The 18,724-nt window shown below is 69.8% G+C and carries 18 protein-coding genes; 8 read left to right on the top strand and 10 right to left on the bottom strand.

Going from position 1 to position 18,724, the window contains the following annotated elements; translation table 11 throughout:
• The 3 genes from D7Y15_RS35575 to D7Y15_RS35565 all read left to right on the top strand — a co-directional run.
• Window positions 1-463 (top strand): kelch repeat-containing protein (locus tag D7Y15_RS35575; protein ID WP_304988693.1); only part of this gene is annotated, 463 nt, incomplete at its 5' end.
• Window positions 464-557: 94 nt separating this feature from the next.
• Complete coding sequence (locus D7Y15_RS35570) at window positions 558-875, top strand: hypothetical protein (protein ID WP_121755361.1); 318 nt, start codon at window positions 558-560, stop codon at window positions 873-875.
• 107 nt (window positions 876-982) lie between these two features.
• A complete protein-coding gene (locus tag D7Y15_RS35565; protein ID WP_121755360.1) occupies window positions 983-2,407 on the top strand; it encodes a M24 family metallopeptidase in 1,425 nt (474 codons plus the stop codon).
• 4 nt (window positions 2,408-2,411) lie between these two features.
• Here D7Y15_RS35565 and D7Y15_RS35560 read toward each other — a convergent pair whose 3' ends face one another.
• The 3 genes from D7Y15_RS35560 to D7Y15_RS35550 all read right to left on the bottom strand — a co-directional run bounded on the left by D7Y15_RS35560 (window position 2,412) and on the right by D7Y15_RS35550 (window position 6,108).
• On the bottom strand, window positions 2,412-3,575 hold the full coding sequence (locus tag D7Y15_RS35560; protein WP_120574666.1) for a cytochrome-c peroxidase: 1,164 nt from the start codon (window positions 3,573-3,575) through the stop codon (window positions 2,412-2,414).
• 155 nt (window positions 3,576-3,730) lie between these two features.
• Window positions 3,731-4,135 (bottom strand): hypothetical protein, encoded by a 405-nt coding sequence (locus D7Y15_RS35555; protein ID WP_120574622.1) that lies wholly within the window; start codon window positions 4,133-4,135, stop codon window positions 3,731-3,733.
• Window positions 4,136-4,353: 218 nt separating this feature from the next.
• Window positions 4,354-6,108 (bottom strand): S8 family serine peptidase, encoded by a 1,755-nt coding sequence (locus tag D7Y15_RS35550; RefSeq protein WP_121755359.1) that lies wholly within the window; start codon window positions 6,106-6,108, stop codon window positions 4,354-4,356.
• 347 nt (window positions 6,109-6,455) lie between these two features.
• On the opposite strand from D7Y15_RS35550, the gene D7Y15_RS35545 reads away from it, so the two are divergent.
• Entirely contained in the window at window positions 6,456-8,888 is a 2,433-nt protein-coding gene (locus D7Y15_RS35545; RefSeq protein ID WP_121755362.1) for a serine/threonine-protein kinase, read from the top strand.
• A 39-nt stretch (window positions 8,889-8,927) separates the two neighbouring features.
• Here the strand turns inward: D7Y15_RS35545 and D7Y15_RS35540 are convergent, their stop codons facing one another.
• Both D7Y15_RS35540 and D7Y15_RS35535 read right to left on the bottom strand, forming a co-directional pair.
• Window positions 8,928-9,605, bottom strand: a complete 678-nt coding sequence (locus tag D7Y15_RS35540) for an RDD family protein (RefSeq protein ID WP_121755358.1) — start codon at window positions 9,603-9,605, stop codon at window positions 8,928-8,930.
• 87 nt (window positions 9,606-9,692) lie between these two features.
• A complete protein-coding gene (locus D7Y15_RS35535; protein WP_121755357.1) occupies window positions 9,693-10,664 on the bottom strand; it encodes a PDR/VanB family oxidoreductase in 972 nt (323 codons plus the stop codon).
• Window positions 10,665-10,969: 305 nt separating this feature from the next.
• Here D7Y15_RS35535 and D7Y15_RS35530 point away from each other — a divergent pair, with 305 nt between their 5' ends.
• Together D7Y15_RS35530 and D7Y15_RS35525 are read left to right on the top strand one after the other, a co-directional pair.
• The gene (locus tag D7Y15_RS35530) at window positions 10,970-11,614 is read left to right on the top strand and encodes a hemerythrin domain-containing protein (protein ID WP_121755356.1); all 645 of its coding nucleotides are present in this window, start codon (window positions 10,970-10,972) and stop codon (window positions 11,612-11,614) included.
• A gap of 126 nt (window positions 11,615-11,740) precedes the next feature.
• Entirely contained in the window at window positions 11,741-12,490 is a 750-nt protein-coding gene (locus D7Y15_RS35525) for an SIMPL domain-containing protein (protein WP_121755355.1), read from the top strand.
• A gap of 96 nt (window positions 12,491-12,586) precedes the next feature.
• On the opposite strand, the gene D7Y15_RS35520 is transcribed toward D7Y15_RS35525, so the two are convergent.
• From D7Y15_RS35520 to D7Y15_RS35500, 5 genes are all read right to left on the bottom strand, one after another.
• Window positions 12,587-13,774 (bottom strand): tyrosine-type recombinase/integrase, encoded by a 1,188-nt coding sequence (locus D7Y15_RS35520; RefSeq protein ID WP_121755354.1) that lies wholly within the window; start codon window positions 13,772-13,774, stop codon window positions 12,587-12,589.
• Window positions 13,771-13,992, bottom strand: coding sequence for a helix-turn-helix domain-containing protein (locus D7Y15_RS35515; RefSeq protein WP_121755353.1), 222 nt, complete (start codon window positions 13,990-13,992; stop codon window positions 13,771-13,773). The genes D7Y15_RS35520 and D7Y15_RS35515 overlap by 4 nt, the downstream gene beginning before the upstream one ends.
• The gene (locus tag D7Y15_RS35510; RefSeq protein ID WP_121755352.1) at window positions 13,989-15,506 is read right to left on the bottom strand and encodes a DUF5906 domain-containing protein; all 1,518 of its coding nucleotides are present in this window, start codon (window positions 15,504-15,506) and stop codon (window positions 13,989-13,991) included. Before D7Y15_RS35510 ends, D7Y15_RS35515 begins: the two co-directional genes overlap by 4 nt.
• Window positions 15,503-16,561 (bottom strand): hypothetical protein, encoded by a 1,059-nt coding sequence (locus D7Y15_RS35505; protein WP_148712951.1) that lies wholly within the window; start codon window positions 16,559-16,561, stop codon window positions 15,503-15,505. Before D7Y15_RS35505 ends, D7Y15_RS35510 begins: the two co-directional genes overlap by 4 nt.
• Window positions 16,562-16,797: 236 nt before the next feature.
• The gene (locus D7Y15_RS35500; protein ID WP_199746022.1) at window positions 16,798-17,085 is read right to left on the bottom strand and encodes a hypothetical protein; all 288 of its coding nucleotides are present in this window, start codon (window positions 17,083-17,085) and stop codon (window positions 16,798-16,800) included.
• Between the two features lie 394 nt (window positions 17,086-17,479).
• On the opposite strand from D7Y15_RS35500, the gene D7Y15_RS35495 reads away from it, so the two are divergent.
• Window positions 17,480-18,367 carry a DUF2381 family protein gene (locus D7Y15_RS35495; protein WP_158629181.1) on the top strand — a complete coding sequence of 296 codons (888 nt, stop codon included), beginning with the start codon at window positions 17,480-17,482 and terminating at the stop codon, window positions 18,365-18,367.
• Window positions 18,368-18,378: 11 nt separating this feature from the next.
• Entirely contained in the window at window positions 18,379-18,615 is a 237-nt protein-coding gene (locus D7Y15_RS35490; RefSeq protein ID WP_199746021.1) for a hypothetical protein, read from the top strand.
• The last annotated feature ends 109 nt before the right edge of the window (window positions 18,616-18,724 follow it).

Below are 18,724 nucleotides of genomic sequence, written 5' to 3'. Positions count from 1 at the left end.
AAGAGACAGGGCGGTGGGTGGCGCGGCGGGGACGCACCGGCTGGGGCACACCGTGACGCTGCTCCCGGACGGGCGCGTGCTGGTGGTGGGCGGCACCACGACGCAGGCGGCGAGGACGGCGGAGGTGTACGTGCCGGAGCGCAACGCCTGGGAGTTGGTGGAGGCGCCGGCGGTGCCGCGCGAGCACCACGCGGCGCTGCTGACCGCGGAGGGCGCGGTGCTGGTGGTGGGCGGCGAGCACTCCTCACGAGGCACACTGGACTCCGCGGAGCGCTTCGATCCGGCGAAGGGCCTCTGGACGCAGGCGCCCACGCTGCATGAGCCGCGAGGCGAAGCCGGAGCGCAGTGGCTGCGCCGGGGCACGGTGCTGGTGGTGGGCGGAGTGAACGAACTGGGCACCCTGGCCACGAGCGAGGAGTACGTCCCCGCTCCCGCCGTGGCCCAGGTCACTCCGGGAGAGTAGGCCCGGCTTCGTTCATGAACGGGGGATGTCCGGGACTGGAGGGCGAGGCCGATTCGAGAAGCGTGGCAGCTGCAGTTCTGCTGAGCTTCCGCGCATGACCTCTGGCCCTCCGCACCACGCGTCCATCAGCGACCCCGTGGCCGACGACTACTGGTCCTTCGAGGACGACCACGGACACCAGCACGTCTCCCGCGTCACCCTGGGCCGGCCCGCGCCCATCCCGAAGGATGCCAACGGGGACTGGTATTGCCCTGTGGTCATCGGCCACGCGGTGCCCATCACCGTCAGCATGGTGGGCGTCGGTCCCGTGGATGCCCTGCTCAACGCGGCGCGGTTCGTCCGCGAGCACTTCCACGAGCTGCGCAAGGTCAGCCCCCGCGCCACGCCCCCAGGCTCCACGGATTCGAAGTGAAGCCAGGACAGTGTGTCTGGCTTTTCCGCGAATGACTGACAACGGCGGTTCCTGACGGCCTTTTTGCGCCGCGCGGCGCGACAGGGCGCGTGACAGACTGCGCGCCCATGCGCTCCTGGAAACACTTGCTCGTCGTCCCGCTCGTCTGTTCCTCCGCCTGCGCCACCGCGCCCGCCGCCCCCTCGAAGCCCGAGGTCCCGGTTGCGGCCGCTCCGGCCGCTCCGGCTGCTCCCGCCGCCCCGGTGCGCCCCTTCGGCACGCTGCGCGAACAGTCCGTGCGTCAGCAGGCGTGGCTCAAGGAACGGCTGGAGACCGGCGTGCCCCAGCTCATGCGCAAGTACGGCGTGCGCATGTGGGTCGTCCCCATGCGCGAGTACAACGAGGACCCCGTCTTCAAGGCGCTCGTCTCTCCCACCACCTTCGCCGCCCGCCGCCGCACCATCTACGTCTTCTTCGACCGCGGCGCGGCCAAGGGCGTGGAGCGGCTGGCGCTCGGAGGCAGCACCCAGGGTGGCCTCTATGAAGCCCGCCGCGCTCCCATGATGGTCGACCGCGGCGGCTCGCAGCGCGCCGCGGAGCTCCTGGGCCCCGAACAGTGGCTGCTCCTCAAGCAGGTCGTGGAGGAGCGCAAGCCGGACTCCATCGCCATCGACGTGTCCCCCGCCATCGCCTTCGCGGACGGCCTCACCCACGGCGAATACGAAGGCATGGCCCAGGCCCTGGGCCCCACCTGGGCGAAGCGCCTCAAGCCCGCCGGCGGCCTGCCCCTGGACGTGCTCGGCTGGCGCAGTGCTGACGAGGTCCGCTTCTACGCCGACCTCCAGAAGTACGCCTGGAACCTCATCCAGACCGCCTTCTCCAACGCCGTCATCACCCCCGGCACCACCACCACCCAGGACGTGGAGTGGTGGATGCGCCAGCGCCTGGCCGATGAAGGCCTGGACACCTGGTTCCAGCCGGACGTGGACGTGCAGCGCCAGGGCGCCACCGACGAACAGCTGGGCGACAGCCCCGTCATCCAGCGCGGCGACGTGCTCCACTGTGACTTCGGCGTCACCGCGCTCCGCCTCAACACCGACACCCAGCACATGGGCTACGTGCTGCGCGACGGCGAGACGGACGCGCCCGAAGGCCTCAAGGCCGCGCTCAAGGCGTCCAACCGGCTCCAGGACATCGTCACCGGTGAAATCAAGCCGGGCCGCACCGGCAACGAAGTCCTGCGCGCCTCGCTCGCGCGCATGAAGTCCGAAGGCATCAACGGCAGCGTGTACTCACACCCCATTGGCCTGCACGGCCACGGCGCCGGCCCCATGATTGGCATGTGGGACCGCCAGGAGGGCGTGCCCGGCAACGGCGAGCACAAGGTGATGCCGGACTCCTGGTTCTCCATCGAGCTTCAGGCCACCAGCCCCGTGCCGGAGTGGAAGGACCAGCCCGTGCGCTCCGCCCAGGAGGAGGACGTCGTCGTGGACTCGCAGGGCGCCGTGCACTGGGCCTTCCAGCGTCAGACGTCCTTCCACCTGGTGCGCTGAAGGCCTACTTCGCCGCGCCCGTCATGGACTTGAGCAGCGTCACCAGCGCCTGCTTCTCCTCGCTGCTCAGGTCCAGCTTGACGATGGTCTCCGTGCGCACGCCAGCGAAGGTGCCGGCCGGGTCGCCGCCCTCGTTGTAGAAGTCGACCACGTCCTCCAGCGTCTTCTCCGCGCCGGTGTGCATGTACGGCGCGCTCAGCGCCACGTTGCGCAGCGTGGGCGTGCGGAACGCGCCCTCCACCTCCGTGGGCTTGCTCTGCGCCTGCGCCTTCAGCGTGGACAACCGCGCCGCGTCGATGCCCGACGGCGCGTCGCTGTAGGGGCCCGCGGCGTTGAGCGGCCAGGACACCAGCGTGTCCACCACGTCCGCCTGCCCGCGCCGCCCCGCGCCCGTGTCCTTCAACCCCAGGTTGTGGAACTTGTCGTCCGACAGCGAGCGGCCCTTGTGGCACACCACGCACTGGCCCTTGCGCACGAACGTCTTCAGGCCCAGGTACGCCGGGTCCTTCTCCTGCGTGCCCGCCTCCACCGCCTGCAGGAAGCGACGCACGTCCGCGTCGAAGGGCGCGTCGGTGCGGTTGAGCGTGCGCTGGTACGCCGCCAGCACCTTGCCCAGGTTCGCCATCAGCCGGTCGGAATCCGACTCGTCCGCGGGGGCCTTGCCGAACAGCTGCGTGTACCCCGCCGTGTACGAGGGCTCCTCGGACAGCCGCGTGCGCACCACCGTCGCGTCCGAGTCCATCTCGATGGGGTTCGTCAGCGGCAGCACCGCCTGCGACCAGAGCCGGTCCGCCCGTCCGTCCCACATGAACCAGCGGCTGTAGCCCACGTTCAACAGGCTGGGCGGGTTTCGCTCGGACTGGTGGCCTCCGCAGCCCTCCGCCGTCGCCGTCTCCACCGTGTAGGACTCACCCGCGTGGCAGCTCTTGCAGGACACCGTCCCGCAGCGCGACAGCTTCGGGTCCTCGAACAGCCGCTGCCCCAGTGACGCCGCGTCCGGGTTGTCCGCCCACTTGTTGGTGGGGTCGGCCTCCGGCTTCACGCTCTGCGTGTGCAGGGCGCTCAGCTGGTCCAGCTCGTCTTCGGTCGGAAAGGGCACTTCGGATTCGCAACCCGCCCCCAGCAGGGCCAGGGCGAGCACGGCGGTACGCGGACGGAAACCAGTCATGGGCCGATGCAGCTTCGCGCCCTTGTGTTCAGCAATCAATGGTTCCTGTCCCCCCGCCGGGCATGCGGCCATCCACGCACGAAGGCCGGGGACCCCTTTCGAGGGCTTGCCCCGGCCTTCACGGCGTGAAGCACTTCAACGGGACTTCGGGAGCGCTACTCGCAGGCCAGCTTGAAGCTCACCACCGGCGCCGAGAATTTGGCGATCTTCATCTTCGTGGGGCCCGGGGTGACCGTGGGCGCCGCGCCGTTGGCGCACTTGAGGCCCGCGTCCAGCACCAGCTCCACGTTCAGCTCCTTGTCCTCCGGCAGCGCGCTGACGTTGTAGCTGCAACGGTTGTTGCGGCTCTGCTTCACCTCGCCCCGGCCCAGCGCCACGGCGTCACCCTCCGTCACCTTCACCCCGACCGACGTGCACGGATCACCCTGCAGGCCGCTCGCGGGGTACGCGACGCTGCCCGTGACCGTGGCGTTGCCCGCGCGACCCGAGGCCGCCGCGCCGCTCGAAGAGGCGCAACCCGTGGCGGCAACGACGAGGGCGGCAACAGCAATTCGAAACATGGATATCCTCAATTCAAGAATGAGATGTTTTTCGCGCCGGGTTGGCCGCCTTCCCGGCAGCCATTGGCGCGCGCCACGTACAATCCCGGCGCGCATTCATTCCACGCAGCAGCGCATTCTCGATTTCATCACGCGGAGCATTTTTTGGCTCTCCAACAGCCACGCTCCGCGTCCGTGATGCGCTGCTTACGTCTCCCATGAATTGAGAAGTGAGTGCGTCACGGCAGCCGTTGCAGGGCGTCTCGCGCGCGCACCAGGCCGTGGCCGAACACGGGGTCCCGGCCCGCGATGCCCAGGTCGTGCGCGGAGGACTCCAGGGCGTCGCGCACCTGTTGGGGCGTGAGCTCCGGCCGGGCGCTCCAGAGCAGCGCGGCCACGCCGCTCACGTAGGGCGCGGCCATGGAGGTGCCGGAGACGTGGGTGTAGTCCACCGGAATCAGCGACAGCCGCGCGTCCGCGCCCAGCCGCTCGCGCAGCACGGTGCTGGCCGCCTGGTTGACGCTGACGGCGGGGGCCCAGCGGCCGATGCGGGGCAGGGAGAGGATGTCCACCGCACCGCCCGCGGGGGCATCGTCGGAGCCGAAGACGACGGCGCGCGCGCCCTGCATCATCACGTTGGCCATGGCCTCGGACACCGGCACCGCGCCCGGCCGCACGTAGGCGACGAAGCCGTCACAGGTGGCGCCCAGACACGCGGCCAGGGAATCCCCCAGGCCGCAGTCCACCAGCCGCCCCGCGGTGTCACCCGTGGGCGAGTACAGGAGCGAGCGCGACATGGGGGACGTGTCGTCCAGGGACATCTCCGCGAAGGCGCCCAGGCCCCGGGGGAAGGTGGACAGCACGTCCACGCCGGGCGCCACCAGCGCGAGGTCCGCGCCCATGTTGGAGAAGCTCGCGCGCCGCTCGTTCGCGTCCACCGCGCCCACCGCGAGCACGGACGGGTCGGACGCGGGGTACAGCACCGGGCCGCCCTGGTTGCCCGCGGCCGCCACCACCAGCAGGCCGTGATCCGCCAGCGCGCGGAACGCCTCCACCGTGCTGCGCGTGGGGTTGCCACCGCCCAGCGACAGCGACACGACGCGCGCGCCCTGGGACTCGCACCACTCCATGGCGGAGAGGACCACGCTCATCTGCGTCTGCCCGGACAGGTCCAGAACGCGGGCGATGAGCAGCGACGCTTTGGGAGCCACGCCCACCATGCCGCCCGGCGCGCCCCGGGGGCCGGTGTCGCCGCCCTGGCCCATGCGCGCCGCGATGATGCCCGCCACGTGCGTGCCGTGGCCCTGGCCCCACTGGCCCTGGGTGCCGCGGTCATTGGCGTCGTCGTCTTCATCCAGGAAGTCATGGCTTCCCGCCACCGCGCCCTGGAACTCCGGGTGGTCCATGTCCAGGCCGCTGTCGATGACGCACACCCGCACGCCCTCGCCCGTGGGCGCGCCCACGTCCAGCACGCCGTCCCGGTCCGCGTCCCACACGTCCGGGGCCTGCACCAGGTGCAGGCCCTCGGTGTACTCGTCCCCCGGCATGGGCGTGACGGCCGTCACCTGGCGCGGCAGCGGCGCGAGCAGCCCGGGCGTCAGGCCCTGGGCGACCCAGATCTGGTCCGCCTCGATGCTCTCCACCAGGGGGCTGCGCTCCAGCAGGAGCCGCTCCTGGGGCGACACGCGCGCGGCCACCGCGGGGATGTTGCGGTAGACGGCGCCCACCTTCGCGCCGGTGCTCGCCGTGAAGCTGGCGCCGGACGCCGTGACGCTCGAGGCCTGGGTGCGGTCTCCCCGGCGGAAGCGGATGATGACCGGCTCGCGCCCGTCATCCTGCACCCGGGAGGGCAGGTTTCCATCCAGCCCCTGGCGGACCGTCATCCCTCCGGCGACGACGCCCGGGCACACCTGGCCCTGCGCGGAGGTGCGTGGGGACGACTCCGGCGCACATGCGGCCAGCGCCAGCAATCCGACGAATGTCCAATGCCTCATGATGCGACTCCTTCCAAGCAGGACGCCCCTCCTGAGGGCGGTCCCCCTACATGGCGGAGGACCGGGAGGTGCCCGCCCCCCTCACAGAGGAAGGAAGCGGCGTGCTGCGATGAGGGAACGCATCCCCAGGCTGACTCGCATCGTCTCCAGGCCCCGGGTGCATCCCGGACGTGCGCGGGTGCACAACAGACCTGTTGTCAGTCGGAACACAGGCTCGGGAATTCCGTTGGCCCCGGGACTTTCTCTTTTTCGCGCCGGGGGTGTCCGAAGGCTGGCAAGGAGGGGTGGCGCGACGTGCGCGGCTTGATTCCATGGGGGAGTCCATGCTGCGCTCCGGAGCCGAAGCCATGAGCACCGCACCCACAGAGTCCCCCCGTTTTTTCGGGCGCTATGAGCTCGTCCACCTCCTGGGCCAGGGCGGCATGGGAGAGGTGTACCTGGCGAAGCTGTCCGGGGCGGCGGGCTTCGAAAAGCCCTGCATCGTGAAGACCATCCTGCCGGGGCTGGTGAAGGACCGGCAGTTCCTGGACCGGTTCCACCACGAGGCCAAGGTGCTGGTGCACCTGGTCCACTCCTCCATCGCCCAGGTGTACGACATGGGCGAGGCGGACGGCACCTACTACATGGCCCTGGAGTACGTGGCGGGCGTGGACCTGGGCTATCTGCTGGAGCAGGCCCGGGTGCAGGGGCGGGCGGTGCCGGCGCCGGTGGCGCTCTACATCGGCCAGCGCATGGCGGAGGGCCTGGGGTACGCGCACCGCAAGACGGGCACGGACGGCGAGCCCCTGGGCATCGTCCACCGCGACGTGTCCCCGCACAACGTGATGGTGTCGTACGAGGGCGAGGTGAAGGTCATCGACTTCGGCCTCGCGAAGTCCACCGCGCGCAGCAAGTACACGCTGCCGTCCACGGTGATGGGGAAGCTGGGCTACATGTCCCCGGAGCAGGTCCGCGCCGAGCCGCTGGACCATCGCAGCGACATCTACTCCTGCGCGGTGGTGGTGTGGGAGATGCTGGCGGGCCGTGGGCTGGTTCCCCACGGCACCGTGGGCGAGATGATGGCGGCGATGTCGCATCCGGTGGTGCCGCCGCTGACGGACTTCCGTCCGGACGTGGAGCCGTCGCTGGAAGCCGTGCTGCGCCGCGCGCTGGCGCCGTCGCCGACGGACCGGTACGGGCGGGCGGATGAGTTCGCGCGGGCGCTCAACGCGGAGCTGCTGCGCTCGGGGAATCCCATTGGAGCGGAGGAGGCGGGCGAGTTCGTGCGCGCGCTCTGCCCGGAGGCCTTCGCCGAGCAGCGCAAGCTGACGTCCAGCGTGCACGGGGAGCGGAGAACGCCGTCGCCCGCGCCCCGGGGCGGTTCGGGCACGGGGCTGTACGGCGGTTCCGGCAGTGGCTCGGCGGATGTCCAGGCCACGGCGCCGGGGACCGGCGAGGAGTCCGCCGGGAACAGGCCCAACACCGGGCGCATCGACGTGGATGGGCCAGGGCTCGGGCCGGGGGGCACGTTCGTGTCCCATCCCTCGGGCTCTGGCGGCGTGGCGCCGAGCACGTCGGGCTCAGGCGGTGTGGCCCTGCCCACGTCGGGTTCGGGAGGCGTGCGGAGCACGTCGGGCTCCGGTGGGGTGGCGCGGGGCACGTCGGGCTCTGGTGATGTGGCGCGCGGCACGACGGGTTCCGGTGGCGTGGCGCGGAGCACCGACGAGGTGGACGCGGCCGCGCTGGGCGCCACGGCGGTGCACCTGGCCGCCGCGCCGTCCCAGGGCGCCGGGGTGGCGGGCACCTCCGGACAGCTGCCGGCGCAGACCGGGTCTCGCAGGCCGGTGGCGCGGATCGCCGTGGCGGCGCTGCTGCTGGTGGGCGCCTCCGTGGGCATCACCGCCTACGTGCTGCGCCCGAATACGGCCGAGCAGCCCGTGGCTCTCCAGACGCTCCCGCCGGCCGCGCCGGTGGTGGCCGCCGCGCCCCCGAAGGTGGAGGAGCCGCCTCCCGCGGTGACGCCGACCGAGGAGCCCCCTCCCGAGGCGGCGGTGGACGCGGGCGCGGGGGAGCCGGAGGCGAAGCCCGGGCCGGTGGTGAAGGCTCCGCCCGAGGTGAAGCCCGTCCCCGGACCGAAGCGGCCCGCGACGCCGCAGGTCGAGATGGTGCCCGCTCATCTGACCGTGGCGAAGATTGGCGAGACGGGCGGCGGCCAGCGCGTGGTGAACGCGACGGTGCCCCAGGGCACCAACGCGGGCTCGGTGTTCAAGGTGGTGGGCCCTCCGCAGCGGGGGACCCGCAAGCGTCCGGTGCTGGGGACGGCGACCGTGGTGTCCATCCAACCGAACCGCGAGCGCATGAACGTGCGGCTGGACGCGGATGCGGATGCGGCGAAGGAGCCGCGCTTCCTGCTGCTGAGCGGGCGCCCGTCGGGGCCAACGCTGCCCACGCCCGTGGCCGAGTCCCCGCCGGCCGTGCCGCCCGCGCCCGCGCCCGAGCCGAAGCCCGTGGAGCGCTCACGCCTCCTGGGACAGGCGGAGATCGACGGCATCCTGGGGAGCAGCTTCAACAGCACCCTCTATGTGATCAGCTCCGACACCCGGACCTGGCACAACTGCGCCATCGTCCTGAGCGGACGGAGGGGGGCGCGGATGGCGCGGCTGGAGCCCTACCAGACGCACACGGTCAAGGTGGAGGAGCGCTACTTCAAGGTGAGCGAGAAGCTGCCCGCCGTGCCGGAGAAGGCCGTGTGGGTGAACTGCGACGAGGGCGAGGACACCTTCGCGCTGCGCAAGCGCTGAAGCGCGAGGACGCGAGCCTCCGTCGGCTCGCGTGACGTCTCAGGGCCCCAGCCGCGTGGCGGCCACGGGGCACTCGTTGCGCAGGAACTCCGAGACCTCCGTGTCGCCGCCGTTCGCGTTGCGCACCGCGCGGGACAGGGATGCGCGGCACTGCCAGGTGGCCTCGCGCGTGCCGTGGCAGCAGTGCCACCCGGTCAGCGTGCGGTCCAGGTACTGGAGCATCTCCTGGCGCGTGGGCGTGACGATGCTCCACACCGCGCCCGCCAGCACCACCAGCCCCACCAGCGGCAGCGGCAGGCTCCGCGCCCAGCCACGAATCCCGCCCGGAATCACGGCCGCGTGCACGCCCAGCTGCGCATCCAGCGGCCGGTGTTGCAGCACCACCTGCAGCAGCAGCTCCACCGGCGCGGTGAGCGAGCGCAGCAGCCCCGCGCCCAGGCCGGGCGCCCGTCCTTCCGCCCGCTCCAGCTTCAGTCCCAGGGCGTGACGGCCCGGGGTGAGCCCCGTCAGCCCGCCCACGCAGGACAGCACCACCCAGGCGACCCCCATGGCGAACCCCAGCAGCGCCGGCGTGGACACCCACTCCGCCGCGCGCACCGCCCCCCAACCCACGAGCGCCGCGCCCGTGAGGTCCAATGCATCCGCCACCCAGAGCCGGTTCTGGAACCGGGCCTCGGTGGGCGGAGTGTCCATGGAGAACAACGTCCCGTCGCTCATCAGCCTCTCTCGTGTACGAGCGGGGCGCGAGCATAGGCGGCCCGCCGCGTACAGGCGCGCTTCAAAACGTCGGGCCCGGGGGTGTCACTACAGATCCAGCACCAACCGCTTGGACCGGGCACGTGACACGCAGACCAGCATTCGCGCATTTCCCGCGGGCTCTTGCTGGAAGAACGTGTCACGGTGGTCCGGAGTGCCCTCGCACACGCGGGTGACGCAGGTGCCGCAGGAGCCCGCCTCACAGTCGCTCTCCACCTTCACGCCGTGGGTGCGCAGCACGTTGAGCACGCTCTTGCCGGCCGGCACGCGCAGCACCTGGCCGGTGCTCTTGAGCGACACCTCGAAGTCCTCCTCCGGGGTCGCGTGGGTGGCGGACGTGCCCTCCGCGGTGAAGGCCTCGAAGTGCACCTTCTCCCAGGGCCACTTGTGCAGCGTGGCCGCCTCGCGCACGGCCTTCATCAGGCCCGCCGGACCGCAGCAGTACAGCCGGGTGCCCGGGCCGCGCGTCGCGAGCAGCGCCCGCACGTCCAGCCCCTTGGAGGGGTCACCCCCGTCGTGGTGCACGTGCACGCGGCCCGCGAAGGACGGCGTGGACAACAGTTCCAGGAAGGCGGTGCGGTCCGCTTCGCGCGTGCAGTAGTGCAGCACCCACTCCGCGCCGGTGCGCTCCAGCAGGCGCGCCATGGCCAGGAGCGGCGTGATGCCGATGCCGCCCGCGATGAGAACGTAGCTGCGTCCGTACAGGAGGGGGAAGTCGTTGAGGGGCTCGCTCACGGTGAGCACGTCGCCCTCGTGGACGTTCTCGTGCATCGCCTTGGAGCCACCGCGGCCGTTGGCGTCACGCTGCACGGCGATGACGTAGCGGTGCGTCTCGCTCGGGTCGTTGCAGAGCGAGTACTGGCGCATGCCGTCGAGGCCCGGCACCTGCACGTCCAGGTGCGCGCCGGCTTCGAACTCGGGCAGGGGGCCGCCGTCCTGGGAGACGAGCTCGTAGGACTGGATGCCCTCCGCTTCACGGGTGATGCGCGCCACCCGGAGGCGCAGCGTGTTCGTCGTCACGGTATTGCCCCTGTTCCCTTGCCCGCCGCCCGCGCGAGACCGATCTGGCCGCGCACGGTGTGCATTCCCGCGCCGCCCGGGGAGTGGGGCCGGGTGCGGTTTTCCGACCGATACCGGACAGAAGGGGCATGCCGCCCGGCTGCCCTCCGTCCGGACACGGGGGCCAAGGGAGCAGGGGTAGGCGCGGCCGTGAATCCATCCCCACCCTTCACCCCGTGCCGCGCTGCGCCAGGGCCTGACCGGGCCCGAGCGGCTTCGCGATGGGGGAGGCGCGGCCCCCGATTCGACGCAAAGGGAGACGGCCCATGGATGCCATCACGTTGCTGAAGGCGGACCACAAGACGGTGGAGCAGCTGTTCCGCAAGTTCGAGAAGGCGGGCGACCACGCGCTGGCGCACAAGCGCAAGCTGGTGGACGAGATGGTGCGCGAGCTGTCCATCCACGCCGCCATTGAAGAGCAGGTCTTCTACCCGGCGGTGCGCGCGCGTTCGGAGGACCTGTCGCCGGACGTGCTGCGAGCGCTGGAGGAGCACCACGTGGTGAAGTGGGTGCTGTCGGAGCTGGACACGCTGCCGCCGGAGTCCGAGCGCTTCGACGCGAAGGTGCACGTGTTGATGGAGAGCGTGCGCGCGCACGTCACGGAGGAGGAGCAGTACCTCTTCCCGGAGGTGAAGAAGGCCTTCAAGCCGCAGGAGCTGCGGCAGGTGGGCGAGGCGCTGGTGCTGGCGAAGAAGGGCGCGCCCACGCACCCGCATCCCGCCGCGCCGGACACCCCGCCGGGCAACCTGCTGACGGGCGCGGTGGCGGCGGTGATGGACATGGGCCGGGACGCGCTGCGCGTCGCGCGTCGCAAAGCCGTCACGCAGGTGCGCAAGTCCGCGCCGCGTCCGCTGCGAAAGCCGTTGGAGTCCATGATGTCGGTGGACCCAGCGGGTGAGTCGCTGCACTGAGCGAGCGTCCGGCGCAGGACGCCTCGGGTCCGGTGAATGTCCGCTGGGGCTGGGGCGTCCGAAGGGGCATGAGAGGCTTTCGCGCCAGGAAGCGCGAAGGTTCTCCCGCCTTGGGAAGGAGGCGCCATGTCCGCTGTTCGCAGGATGTTGACGACGCTGGTGGTGCTCGCGGGCTTCACGGCCGCGGCGCAGGCGCAGGGCCCGGCCGGTTCACCGCAGCCCCGGCCGCCGGTGGATCCGCAGGTGCGCACGCTGCGCGTGGAGGGCACGGGCGAGGTGAAGGCTCAGCCCGACGAGGCCTTCATCGACGTGGCGGTGGAGACGTCCGCGCAGAACGCGAAGGCCGCGGGCGAGGAGAACGCGAAGCGGATGGAGAAGGTGCTCGCGGCGCTGACGGGCGCGGGCATCGCGAAGCGGGACCTGCAGACGCGCAACTACAACGTCTATCCGGAGTACACGCCGCCGCCGCCGCAGGGCGGTGAGCCGAAGCTCAAGGGCTACCGGGTGAGCAACCTGGTGAGCGTCCACGTGACGGACCTGTCCAAGGTGGGGAGTCTGTTGGACAAGGCGTTGGCGGCGGGCGCGAACCGGGTGGATTCCGTACGCTTCGGGCTGAGCCGCGAGGACGCGGTGCAGGGCGAAGCGCTGCGGCAGGCGGTGGCGCGAGCGCGCAAGTCCGCGGAGGTGCTGGCCGCGTCGCTGAACGTGAAGCTGGGCGCGGTGCTGGACGCGAGCACGGTGACGGAAGCCCCGCGCCTGTACCCGGCCACCTTCGCCATGGACATGGCGGAATCACGAGCCGCGCCCACCACGCCCATCCAGCCGGAGGAGCAGACGGTGATGGCGAAGGTGACGCTCATCTTCGCCATCCAGTAGCTACTGCCATCCCAAGGCCAGCAATCTCAACGGCTTGCCGGGGCGCTGCGTTGTCGGGGGAGCATCATGTGCCCCCAATGTGCCCCTCTGGCGCGGTCAGGCCAGAGCGGCGTGATGCTGCGATGCGGGCGCGTCGAGCTGTTGGACGGCGCGCTCCTTCGTCTCCGGGGAGAGGTGGGCGTACCGCATCGTCATTTCGATGGTGGCGTGGCCCATCAGCTCCTGGATGACCTTGAGCGGGACACCCCGCATGGCGAGGTGGCTGCCGTAGGTGTGGCGGAGGTCGTGCCAGCCGATGCGGCCCTGTTCGCGGGTGATACTCGCCCGAATCAGGCAGCGCTCCAGCGGTCGCCGCATCAGGCCGTCGGTGAGCGGCTGACCGTCCTCCTGACAGAACACGTAGGCCCCGCGCAGGTGCCGGTGTTCCTTGAGCGCGTCGACCACGGACGCGGGCAGGTCCACCCCTCGCTCGCGGCCACCCTTGGGCAGGCCTTCCTGTCCGTTCGTGCGGGTGCGCCGGACCTGGAGCTTGCCACGCGGCAGGTCCAGGTCGCTCCACTGGAGGCCCATCAGCTCGCCCTCGCGGAGGCCCGTCTTGATGGCGACGAGGAGCAGCGTCCTCCACGCGGGTTCGGCGTGGGCGACAAGCCGCTCGGCCTCCTCGAAGGTGAGGAAGTCGAAAGCGGGCTTCCGCGTCTTGAGGAGCTTCACGCGAGGGACATGGGCGATGACGCCCTGTTCCTGCGCGAGCGTGAGCAGCTTGTGCAGCACCGTGAGGGTGTTGTTGATGTACCGGGGGCTCATGGGCGGTGGCCCGGAGCCCTTGCGCAAGCGGAGGGCTGCCCGCGAAGGGGCTTCCTTCCGCGCTCGTGCGCCCGATTGCTTCTTGCGCATGGCGGCCTTGAAGTCCTCCACCTCCGCGAGGCCGATGGCATCCAGCGCCATGCTTCCGAAGAACGGCAGGAGGTGATCCGCCAGAATCTGCCGCTTGCTGAGCAGGGTGGAACCCTTGTTGTTGTTCTCGCTGTACGTGATGAAGCGCGGCTCAAATTCCGCCAGTGTGACGATGCGCTTCTCCGTGGGCTTCTCCTTTCCGAAGGTCCCGGTCAGCAAGGCGTGGCGGACCTGACGCTCGTACTCCTCCGCGCCCCGGCGGGTGTTGATGGGCGATGCCTTGCGGACTCGCTCCACCTTCCCGCTGGGGTGCTGGTACTTCACGTCCACCCACCACGCTTCCTGCACCTTGCCCTCCGCCGTCTTCCACTTCCGCTGTCTGACGCTCATGGCTGCTCTCCGAGCGCAGGACCGCTGTTACCCGGAACGCATGCTAACAGTGCGTCGCGGCGCAGGCGGATGGATCGGCCGATGTGAACAACGCCGGGCACCTGACCGAGCCGGATCGACTCGTAGAGCGTCTTCCGGTTCACGCGCAGGAGAGCTGCGGTCTCGTCGACGGTCAGGAAGTCGGGTGCGCTGGATGCGGAGCACGTGGGCTTGATCATCGGTCGGCCCCGCTTCCGGGCGTTGGGTGCGACGCCTTGGGCGGGGTGTTGGGAGGCGTGATGGTGGCGCCACGCGGCCCCGTGAGAGGCACGACCTTTGATTCCTGGGGCGTGGAGGTTTCGCCGGCCTGATGCCATGGCGGCAGCCAGCCCCGGGCTTTGTTGTCGCGCAGCTCCGTCCAGCCCGCCGACTTCAGCGCGGCCAGGAAGGTGCGTTTCTGAGGCGGATGCTTCTGTCCCACCACGCGGCAGAAGCCACAGACCGCCGCGTACAGAGCGTCATTCGTGAACGCCTTGGACTTTCCTACCGTCGTGCCGGTGCTCCGGCTCATCACGTTGGCTTGTGGGCTGCTGAATGCCCAGTCGCGGAGCTGCCCGTCTGCATCTGGGCTCTCGCTGAGTTCGCGCAGGAACTGTTCCGTGACGGGCTCGCTGAGTTGCTGGAGTTCTTCGCGGGAGGCATTCGCATGCGGTCTGCGGACGCGGCGCAAGTCCACGGTGCGGGTGTTCATGGCGTGCGCGAACGCGGCGACCTGCCGCATGAACTCGGGCGTGAACGCGTCGTCCTCGCCTGGTGCGTGCAGCGATTCCAAGAACTCCCGATGCGTCATGCCCAGGTCCGGGTGCGCGTACTCGGCGGGCTTGGCCTTGTTGTGGAGCACTGTCCAGCGGCGGTCGCCCTCTTCGATTTCGATGGGCTTCGTCCGGTTGGTAGCAGCGAGGAGCCCCGCGCGATTCGTCGCGGACGTCCGGGCAACCCCCTTGCTCTCCAGGAAGACCTCGCCGTCGGTGATGGTCGCCTTGAGCCCGTCGCCGAGCGAGCCCCCGCGCTTGTGGTTGTCGAGCAGCTCGTTGGCGAAGATCAGGAGCTTCGTGGCGAAGTGGAAGTTGTAGGGCTTGGCCAGATCCGCCTCTCCAATCTGGACGCAGTTGGACGGCCCCAGCAGGTGCGCCAGCACGCGATAGAGCACGTTCTTCCCGGAACCCGGAGGCCCTTGCAGAAGGATGGCGGTGCCCGGCCTGGAGCCCGGATGCTGGACCTTGAAGGCGATCCAGTTGAGCAACCAGTCCAACCCGGCTTCGTCCTCCGCGAGCCAGAGAAGCACGCGGCGCACGTTGGGCCACGTTCCCGGCACGGGTACGAGCGAAGGGGGCTCCCAGGTGTTGACCGCGAAAGTCCCGTCCTTGCGCATGAGGAGCGCGGGGGCGTGCGGCCGGCACTCCATGGACATGACGCCCACGCAGAGATCCGGGACGTTCGGCGAGGACGCTAGCGGGCTCGCCCCACGCGGCCACGTATCGCGCGGCTCCAATAGCCCGCGCAAAATGAGGTAGTCCTCCGCGGCCTTCTGGGTCAGGAACTCGGGAGCGAAGCCGTGTCCGTCGTGTCGACGTGCAAGGTAGCGCTCCAGCGGAACGATCTTCACCAACGGCAGCTTTGCCACCTGGGCAAGCGCGGTGTCCCTGTCGGCGACGTCAGCCGAAGCGTTACCGGGCTGGATCTCCGCGCTCATCGCTCGCCTCCGTTTCCGAGGCTCGGATTGGCCACCAGTTTCAGAGCCCGGAGCCATCGTGCGTGCTCTGCCTCCTGGTCAGCCTTCCGCTGTCGCTCCCATTGCGTGAGCTTGGCGCGTGCGCCTCGCAACCCACGCAGTGCTTCGCCCCACACGTCGCGCGAGGATTCCAGCTGGGCGAGGGCATCAAGCGAGCGGCGCGCGCATTCGAGGATGCTTTCTGAACTCTCGTCAGGCTTGGCCACCCTGGCCAGCAGCTCGGTCAGCTTGTTGATGCCCAGGTGCCGCTGCCCGTCGAGCATGAGCACTTCGCCCGCGTCCATCTGCGCGAGCACCGTCACCACGTCGGAACGCTTGAAGCGCTGGAGCCGCTTGCGCACGTCACGCGGATTCGCCGCTCGCAAGCCGTCCACCTGCTTTTCATTGGGGCGTTCGGCGTAGCGCGCGAAGGGCTCCCGGAGCAGGGGACCGAACTCGGCCTGCACGTCCAGCGGCTGGCCCTGGTGATGTTCAGGGGCTGGGCGTGGCACTGCGTTGGAGGGATCCCAGCTTGGCAGGTAGTAGAGCCGCGCCACGTCCTTGCAGGATGCATCGGCCTTCAGCGCGGCGTCGGTCATGTCGCCCAGGCCCACGCACTGCATGAGGCGCGGCCACAGACGCTCTGACCAGCGGCCCGGTGAGCCCACGGGAACGGGCTCGCTGAACGGGAAGACGACGCGATAGCGGATGGGCTTCGACGTGCGCCCGTAGGAGTGCGTGGGGTAGGCGAGGAACCACAGGCCACGGCGGCGCAGGCTCGCAAGCCACGCCTCAAGCGCGGCCTGGGTCTCACCGTCGAAGTCCACGATGCCCAGCGTGACGTGGGAGAAGTTCGCGTTGCGGCGGTAGGGCGTGGGCGTGGGCTGCCCGTCCTTGCCTTCGTAGAGGCCATCAGCGCGGGGTGGGCACGGCCTGGCGGGGATGATGGCGCGGCCGTCCTTCTCCTCGCGCAGGAGCGGATCCACGGCCACCTCCCAGAGCGCGGTCATCAGCTCGGCCAGTGGACCGAACGTCACGACCTCCATGCCACCGGGCGTGAACCGCGAGTCCGTCAGGCAGACCGCCCAGGATGCGAGCGCGGAGGTTGAAGAACAGCCGGCCGCGATGGCGAATGTGACGGAGCACTCAACGCGTGGGGGCTCCGTCACTGCTCCGTCACCGGGGTTTTCACTCTGCACGTGACGGAGTGACAGAATTTCCTTTTCCTTAGGAGAAGAAGAGAGAGAGGAGAGGGAGAAACGAGCTGCGTCAGTCACTTCGTCACCGCCTGTTCCGGGGCGGCCGCAGGGCTGACAGCCAGCGTCGCGTCATTGAGCTGGGTGAGGGCGTAGACCCGTGGCACAGCGCCCCGAGCGCCCGGCGTGTAGCGGAAGGACTCGCGCACCTTGCCAGCGCACAGAAGGAGGGTGAGCGTCCGACGGATGATCTCCTCTCCCGCGTTGATGCGCTCTCGCAGCTCCTTCACGGTGAGGCCCTTGGTCCCGGCGTCGCCCAACGCCGCGATGACATGAGGGCGGTAATTCTCGACGGCTTCAAACATGGTCGTCCTTCGTTGGCTGTGACTTCGCCCCCCCTAAATGGGTGCGATTTCCGAAGGTGGCCCACGCTCCAATGTTTCCGCAGGGGCCGCGCCGCTCCCTCGCTTGTGACTCGTAGACCTGGAAGATTCAGCGCCACGACCCGCTGCGGCAGGTTCATGCCCCCCGGTTCCGATTTCCGAAGAGTCGACCTGTGAGACCTTGCTCGGCGGTCCCACACGCTCGAAAAATTCTCAGGAAAAATGAGGGGCCTCGTTATGCGCGGCGTATCCCCTGATTCTTTGCCGAAACGACCGCGTGCGAAGGCTGCGCGGAGATCTGCGACCCCACGGCACCTGTTACGGTCAGCGCCGTCTTCTCGGAGGTTGCCTGCCGGTGCTCCTGGTTTTCCGTCCGTTGCTGCTGCTGTCCCTTCTTCTGCTGGGCACGAACGTCACGGCTCAGGAGCCTTCACGAGGGCGTGAGTTGGTGCAGCGGCGGGTGACACTCTCCCAGTCCGCAACCGGCAAGCCCGTGGAGCTGCACGTCGCTTCTGGCTCCCTCACTGCATTGGAGTTCGACTCCCCCGTGGATCGTGCAGGAGTGAAGCTGGGGGACGCCAGAGACCGTTTCGAGCTGATCGTGGCCACTGACCGGCTGATCATGCTCAAGCCCACAGGCGACGTGGGAACGAGTGAACGCGTGCTGCTGACCGTGCCCTTCGCGGACGGCATGGCCCCAGCACGCGCTGTTTTCGCTCCCGTCACGAACGCCACCCAGGTGGATGCGCAGGTCCAGGTGTCGCGGCTGCCACGCACGGCCGAGGCGGTGCAGGCCGAATTGGACGAGATGCGCGCCGCATGCGCGGGAAAGAACATCGAATTGGAAGCGCTCCGGGCGCGAAGCGCGGCCACGGGACCCTCGGGCATGCTCTTGGCTGGGATGCTGGATCCTGTCGGTATCCAGGTGAAAGAACTCAAAGCCCAACTGTTGAAGCCCGCTAACGGGCTGACGGTAGAGCGTCTCACCGCCTTCCGAGGCACAGGGTGGGTCGCGCTCTCGCTTGAAATCACGAACGAAGGGGCGGCGCCCTGGACGCCCACGGAGGCCCGACTGTCCTCGGCGCGCGGTGGGCGCTCCCATGCGATGGTGGCGATGCGAGAGCCTCACATCGCTCCGGGTGGGAAGGCGCAGGTCGTGGTGGAGGCCCGTGGCGAGGATTGGCCTAAAGACGCCACCCTCCGGGTGGAACTGCGCGACAGCGCGGGAGAGCGGCGCCTTCTCATCCCTTCCCTGGTGTTCTAGAAGCGCGGGCCATGCTGCTTTTCATTCCCGCCAGCTTGAAGCCCGGGCAGATGGTGGATGGCTGGCGCGTGGTGAAGGCCCTGGGTTCGGGATCCTTCGGCGCCGTCTACCTCGTAGAGAAAGAGGGCCAGCGTTTCGCGCTGAAGATGGCCATGCACCGCGCCAGCAGTGGAGACGCGGAGCAGTCGGACGCGCGCCTGATGCGGGAGATGGTCTGCCTGGCCCAGGTGCATCCGCTTCCGGTTTAGCCGCCACTCCCGAGGGAAGCCTCACGTTTCCGCCGTTCGCGCTCTCGGCGCTGCTGGCGTGAGCGGGCCGTCACCTCGGCGATGAGCAGGATGCGCTCCTCCAACTGCT

It is taken from the genome of Corallococcus sp. AB030 (assembly GCF_003668965.1).
GTDB classification, from domain to species: domain Bacteria; phylum Myxococcota; class Myxococcia; order Myxococcales; family Myxococcaceae; genus Corallococcus; species Corallococcus exiguus.
The sequence above is the reverse complement of the archived record's forward strand: the minus strand, read 5'-3'. Positions and strand labels throughout refer to the sequence as shown.

Excerpts from the sequence above, each read along its gene's own strand:
- D7Y15_RS35510 (WP_121755352.1), bottom strand. The coding sequence starts at position 15,506 with ATGAGCGCGGAGATCCAGCCCGGTAACGCTTCGGCTGACGTCGCCGAC.
- D7Y15_RS35565 (WP_121755360.1), top strand. The coding sequence starts at position 983 with ATGCGCTCCTGGAAACACTTGCTCGTCGTCCCGCTCGTCTGTTCCTCC.
- D7Y15_RS35520 (WP_121755354.1), bottom strand. The coding sequence starts at position 13,774 with ATGAGCGTCAGACAGCGGAAGTGGAAGACGGCGGAGGGCAAGGTGCAG.
- D7Y15_RS35560 (WP_120574666.1), bottom strand. The coding sequence starts at position 3,575 with ATGACTGGTTTCCGTCCGCGTACCGCCGTGCTCGCCCTGGCCCTGCTG.
- D7Y15_RS35525 (WP_121755355.1), top strand. The coding sequence starts at position 11,741 with ATGTCCGCTGTTCGCAGGATGTTGACGACGCTGGTGGTGCTCGCGGGC.
- D7Y15_RS35555 (WP_120574622.1), bottom strand. The coding sequence starts at position 4,135 with ATGTTTCGAATTGCTGTTGCCGCCCTCGTCGTTGCCGCCACGGGTTGC.
- D7Y15_RS35515 (WP_121755353.1), bottom strand. The coding sequence starts at position 13,992 with ATGATCAAGCCCACGTGCTCCGCATCCAGCGCACCCGACTTCCTGACC.
- D7Y15_RS35490 (WP_199746021.1), top strand. The coding sequence starts at position 18,379 with ATGCTGCTTTTCATTCCCGCCAGCTTGAAGCCCGGGCAGATGGTGGAT.
- D7Y15_RS35545 (WP_121755362.1), top strand. The coding sequence starts at position 6,456 with ATGAGCACCGCACCCACAGAGTCCCCCCGTTTTTTCGGGCGCTATGAG.
- D7Y15_RS35550 (WP_121755359.1), bottom strand. The coding sequence starts at position 6,108 with ATGAGGCATTGGACATTCGTCGGATTGCTGGCGCTGGCCGCATGTGCG.
- D7Y15_RS35500 (WP_199746022.1), bottom strand. The coding sequence starts at position 17,085 with ATGTTTGAAGCCGTCGAGAATTACCGCCCTCATGTCATCGCGGCGTTG.
- D7Y15_RS35540 (WP_121755358.1), bottom strand. The coding sequence starts at position 9,605 with ATGAGCGACGGGACGTTGTTCTCCATGGACACTCCGCCCACCGAGGCC.
- D7Y15_RS35570 (WP_121755361.1), top strand. The coding sequence starts at position 558 with ATGACCTCTGGCCCTCCGCACCACGCGTCCATCAGCGACCCCGTGGCC.
- D7Y15_RS35530 (WP_121755356.1), top strand. The coding sequence starts at position 10,970 with ATGGATGCCATCACGTTGCTGAAGGCGGACCACAAGACGGTGGAGCAG.